Annotated in this window: 5 protein-coding genes; 3 read left to right on the top strand and 2 right to left on the bottom strand. The window is 73.8% G+C overall.

Annotation, left to right across the window (positions count from 1 at the left end; genetic code table 11):
- Window positions 1-110 precede the first annotated feature (110 nt).
- Window positions 111-875, top strand: coding sequence for an endonuclease/exonuclease/phosphatase family protein (locus tag ACFXPK_RS32530; RefSeq protein WP_385080753.1), 765 nt, complete (start codon window positions 111-113; stop codon window positions 873-875).
- Window positions 876-920: 45 nt separating this feature from the next.
- Here the strand turns inward: ACFXPK_RS32530 and ACFXPK_RS32525 are convergent, their stop codons facing one another.
- Window positions 921-1,709 carry a hypothetical protein gene (locus tag ACFXPK_RS32525; protein ID WP_385080751.1) on the bottom strand — a complete coding sequence of 263 codons (789 nt, stop codon included), beginning with the start codon at window positions 1,707-1,709 and terminating at the stop codon, window positions 921-923.
- Window positions 1,702-2,481 carry an alpha/beta hydrolase gene (locus ACFXPK_RS32520; protein WP_385004237.1) on the bottom strand — a complete coding sequence of 260 codons (780 nt, stop codon included), beginning with the start codon at window positions 2,479-2,481 and terminating at the stop codon, window positions 1,702-1,704. The genes ACFXPK_RS32525 and ACFXPK_RS32520 overlap by 8 nt, the downstream gene beginning before the upstream one ends.
- A 186-nt stretch (window positions 2,482-2,667) precedes the next feature.
- Here ACFXPK_RS32520 and ACFXPK_RS32515 point away from each other — a divergent pair, with 186 nt between their 5' ends.
- Together ACFXPK_RS32515 and macS are read left to right on the top strand one after the other, a co-directional pair.
- Window positions 2,668-3,381: a lysophospholipid acyltransferase family protein gene (locus tag ACFXPK_RS32515; RefSeq protein WP_385004239.1), complete on the top strand. Its 714-nt coding sequence runs from the start codon at window positions 2,668-2,670 to the stop codon at window positions 3,379-3,381.
- Between the two features lie 63 nt (window positions 3,382-3,444).
- Window positions 3,445-4,677 (top strand): MacS family sensor histidine kinase, encoded by a 1,233-nt coding sequence (macS, locus tag ACFXPK_RS32510; protein WP_385080749.1) that lies wholly within the window; start codon window positions 3,445-3,447, stop codon window positions 4,675-4,677.
- The last annotated feature ends 194 nt before the right edge of the window (window positions 4,678-4,871 follow it).

Here is a 4,871-nt window from a genome sequence, read left to right as displayed (position 1 = left end):
CCCCGCGAGGGGAGGGACGGCGGGCGCGGTGCCGTACGGACCCGAGTCGTGGTCCCCGTACGGGTCGCGTCGGCCCGTACGGGCCCGGTTGCTGCCGTATCGTCCCCAGCATGGCGACGCCTCCGCCCCCACCCCCGCTGCCGGACTCCCGTACCGAACCGGACGGTTCGGCCGTGATCCGGGTGCTCAGCTACAACGTCCGCTCGATGCGCGACGACCGCGCGGCGCTGGCACGGGTGATCACCGCCTGCGCGCCCGACCTGGTCTGTGTGCAGGAGGCGCCCCGCTTCTTCCGCTGGCGCAAGCGGGCCGCCTGGCTGGCCGCGCACACCGGGCTCGTGGTGCTCGGCGGCGGGGCGCCCGCGACGGGGCCGCTGCTGCTGTGCTCGCTGCGCGTCGCGGTCGAACGCGCCGAGGACGTCCTGCTGCCGCACACCCCGGGGCTGCACCGGCGCGGCTTCGCCACCGCGGTGGTACGGATCGGGCGCGCCCGCCTCGCGGTGCTGAGCTGCCACCTCAGCCTCCAGGCCGCCGAACGGTACGCACAGGCGGGGATGGTGCTCGACCGGCTGGCGGCGATGGACGTACCGCACGCGGTCGTGGCGGGCGATCTCAACGAGCGGCCCGGCGGCCGGAGTTTCCGGCTGCTGGCCGGGCGGCTCCAGGACGGCTGGGCGGTCGGCCCGTGGGGCGGCGAGTACACCTCCACCCCGGACCGCCCGCACCAGCGCATCGACGCCGTCCTCGCCACCGGGGGGATCGACGTCCTCGGCTGCGGGGTGCCGCGCGGGCTCCCCGGCGTCACCGAGTCCGACCTGCGCGCGGCCACCGACCACCTTCCGGTGCTCGCCGCCCTGCGCGTACCCGCCCCGTAATCGCCGGCAGCCTTAGTACTGCAACCGCATCCGGGGGTCGCAGTACTAGACGACCGCGCCGCGGCCCGGGTCGTCGCTCCCGTCGTCGTCCGGGTCCATCCGCGCCACCAGCGTGGCGAAACCGCCCAGGAAGCCGCCGATGCAGAGCGTGGTCAGCCACCAGGTCATGTCCCAGCTCAGCAGGACCGCGATCAGCATCAGCACCGGACCGCCGATCACCGCGAGCCAGGCGAACCTGGACGTCACGTCGGACTCGGGCAGCGGGGGCGGCTCCGGCGGGACGAAGTGGCCCTCGTCGTCCCCGGCGCCGTCCTCGGGCTCCGCGAGCCGGTAGTCACGGGGACCGCCGGCTCCGGGGAGGGCGATACCGGGCCCGCCGACACCGGGCGCGAAGGTGACCGAGGAGCCCAGCGCGGACGTCCCCGCCCCGGGGGCCCCGTCCGCGTCCTTCTTCCCGTCCGGGGTGCCCGCTCCGTCGCCGTCCTCCGCCGCGTCCGTGGCGCCCGTGTCCGCCGAGCCCGTGTCCTTGGCTTCCGCCGAGGTCCGCTCCGTACCGGCGGCCGCGGGGGCCCCCGCGCGGCCGGCCGGGTCCGCCGACGGCGCGGGCTTCAGCAGCTCCGGGGGCTCCGGCGTCTTCCTCCCGGCGTCGAGGCCCTCCGACCCGGGTCTGGGCCCGTTACGGTCGCCCTCCAGCAGCGCCAGGTCCTCGACCGACTTGAACGGCTTGGCGCCCGGCGGGTCCGCCGGCTCCTCCCCGTACCCGGCGACGATCGCCGCCCAGGCCGCCTCCTCGTCGATCGGCTGCGGTTCGCGGTTCGCGTCATGCTCAGCCACCGGTGGTGCTCCCCTTCTTCCCGACAGTCGGAGCGAGCCGGCCGATGAACGCGTGACTCTCCTCGAAAATCCGCTCCGCGTCATGGTCCAACGTCGCGACGTGGTAGCTCTGTTCCAGCAGGACCTCGCGAACATCCGTCGAGGAGACCCGGCCGAGGATCCTCGCCGAGTCGGCCGGCGGCACCACATGGTCCACCGCGCTGTGCAGCAGCAGCAGCGGCTGGTTGACCCGGGGCAGCTCCCCGTCCACCAGCCGGAAGAAATTCCGCAGCGAGTGCGCGCAGTGCAGCGGCACCCGGTCGTAACCGACCTCGGCGTTGCCCTCCTTGGCGATGTCGCTCGTCAGCCCCTTGGTCGTCGGCACGAGATGGCGCAGGACCGGCAGCGCGTACGCCGCCGCCCCGTGCACCTTGATCCCCGGGTTGACCACGACGACCCCGCTGACCGCCTGCCCGTGCCGCGCGGCCAGCCGCAGCGCCAGCGCCCCGCCCATCGACAGCCCCAGCACGAAGACCCGCTCGCACCGCTCCAGCAGCTCCCGCAGGGCCCGGTCCACCTCCGCGTACCAGTCCTGCCACCCCGTGAGCCTCATGTCCTCCCAGCGGGTGCCGTGCCCCGGCAGCAGCGGGAGGGACACGGTCAGCCCCTGCCCGGCCAGATACTCGGCCCAGGGGCGCAGCGACTGGGGGGAACCGGTGAATCCGTGACAGAGGAGGACGCCGACCTCGCCGCCCTCATGGCGGTACGGCTCGGCTCCAGGAAGGACCGGCACCAGAGGTCTCCTGTTCGTGAGGCTCGGGAAGGTGTACTTCACCGTACGCGACCGGACCGACACCGACCAGGTCCGTCCGCACCTTCCCCGGACCGCGCGGCACGCCCCTGTGACCGGCCCGGGGAGGGGAGAGCGGGCACCTCACGGGTTAAGGTCGGTCCACAGCACAACAGAAGGAAAAATCGAGTGATCTACGGCGCAGTGAAGTTCTCCATCGGAGGGTCGCTGAAGCTTGCCTTCAGGCCCTGGGTGGAGGGACTTGAGAACGTTCCCGCCGAGGGGCCCGCGATCCTGGCGAGCAACCACCTCTCGTTCTCGGACTCGTTCTTCCTCCCGGCGGTGCTCGACCGCAAGGTCACCTTCATCGCGAAGGCGGAGTACTTCACCTCGCCCGGGGTGAAGGGCAAGCTGACCGCCGCCTTCTTCAAGGGCGTCGGACAGCTTCCCGTCGACCGTTCCGGCGGGCGCGGTGCGGGCGAGGCGGCGATCCAGAGCGGCATAAAGGTCCTGGAGAACGGCGAACTCTTCGGCATCTACCCCGAGGGCACCCGCTCGCCCGACGGCCGCCTCTACCGGGGCAAGCCCGGCGGTCTGGCACGCGTGGCGCTCGCCACCGGCGCGCCCGTCATCCCCGTGGCCATGATCGACACCGAGAAGATCCAGCCGCCCGGCAAGGTCGTCCCCAAGCTGATGCGCCCGGGGATCAGGATCGGCAAGCCGCTGGACTTCACGCGCTACCAGGGCATGGAGGGGGACCGCTTCATCCTGCGCTCGGTCACCGACGAGGTGATGTACGAGATCATGAAGCTGTCCGGCCAGGAGTACGTGGACATCTACGCGACCGCGGCCAAGCGGCAGATCGCGGACGCGGCGAAGGCGGCGTCGCCCGCCGGGGGTTGAGCCCCGGCCGGGCGGACGCCCGGGGGACGGCTGGGCCCGGGAGGGCGGGGGAGGGCAGGGGACATGGCCAAGGGCGAGCGCGTGGTGCGGATGTCGGTCGAGCAGCCGCTGTGGCGTGCGCTGGGCGGCTACCGCGTCCTGACGATGGTCTACGCGGTGCTGCTCTTCGTCCTCGAACGCGGTCGTTTCGAACGCCCGTGGGTCGCCGCGTCCTTCCTCGCCGTCCTGGCGATCTGGACGCTCGCCACGCTCCCCAGGGTCGCGGGCGCGGAGAGCTGCACCAAGCGCTTCCTCGGCGTCGATCTCACCATCGGGCTCACCGGCATCCTGCTCACCCCCTTCGCCGACGTCCAGGCACGCTCCGTCGACGGGCTGACCCTGCCGTCGATATGGGTCGCCGGATCGGTCCTCGCCTTCGCCGTCAAGGGCGGCTGGCGGTGGGCCGCCTTCGCGTCGACCTTCGTCGCCGCGGCCAATCTGATCGAACGCGGCCACCCCACCCTGGACACCGTGCACAACGTGCTCCTCGTGTGGGTCGCCTCCATCGCCATCGGTTACGTCGTGGAGGTCGCCCGCGCCTCCGAACGCACCCTGGCCCGCGCCCTGGAGATCGAGGCCGCCACCCGCGAACGGGAGCGGCTGGCCCGCGACATCCACGACAGCGTGCTCCAGGTCCTCGCCATGGTGCAGCGGCGCGGTACGGCGCTGGGCGGCGAGGCGGCCGAGCTGGGCCGTCTCGCCGGTGAGCAGGAGATCGCCCTGCGGACGCTGGTCTCCAGCGGGCTGGTGCCCGCCGCGCGCCCCCCGGCCGTCCCGGGCGCCCCCGCCGACGACACCGAGGGCCGGGCCGAGGACGCGGAGGCCGGATCCGGCCCGTGCGACCTGCGGACACTGCTCGCGCCGTACGCCGGCTCCCGGGTCACCTTCTCCGAACCGGGCGCCCCCGTCGTACTGGAGCCCGCGGCGGCCCGCGAACTGGCGGCGGCCGTCGGCGCCGCCCTGGACAATGTGAACAGACACGCGGGCGAGGACGCCCGCGCCTGGATCCTGGTCGAGGACTGGGGACAGGAAGTGATCGTGACCGTACGGGACGACGGCCCCGGCATCCCGGAGGGCCGGCTCGCGCAGGCGGAGGGCGAGGGGCGGCTCGGTGTCGCCCTCTCGATCCGCGGCCGGCTGCGGGACCTGGGCGGTTCGGCCGAGCTGGTGTCGGTGCCGGGACAGGGCACAGAAGTCGAGTTGAAGGTTCCGCGCGGTTCCGCGGGGCCACGGGGACGGGGAGAGACGGAGCGATGAGCGAGCGGAGCACGGTGGACACGGCGGGGACGGCGACAGGACCGGGAACGGACGGCACCGGCGGGGACGGCGGCGGGCCGATCCGGGTGATGGTGGTCGACGACCACCCCATGTGGCGGGGGGGGGGGCGCCCCCCCGCCGCCGGCGGCCGGGGGCGGGGGGGGGGGCGCCCCGCCCGCGGGCGCGCCCCGCGC

Source organism: Streptomyces sp. NPDC059142 (genome assembly GCF_042755665.1).
Taxonomy (GTDB): domain Bacteria; phylum Actinomycetota; class Actinomycetes; order Streptomycetales; family Streptomycetaceae; genus Streptomyces.
This window is presented reverse-complemented; position numbering and strand designations above follow the sequence as displayed.

Bases quoted from the DNA above. Each gene is read 5' to 3' on its own strand.
- ACFXPK_RS32530 (WP_385080753.1), top strand. From the start codon at position 111: ATGGCGACGCCTCCGCCCCCACCCCCGCTGCCGGACTCCCGTACCGAA.
- macS (WP_385080749.1), top strand. From the start codon at position 3,445: ATGGCCAAGGGCGAGCGCGTGGTGCGGATGTCGGTCGAGCAGCCGCTG.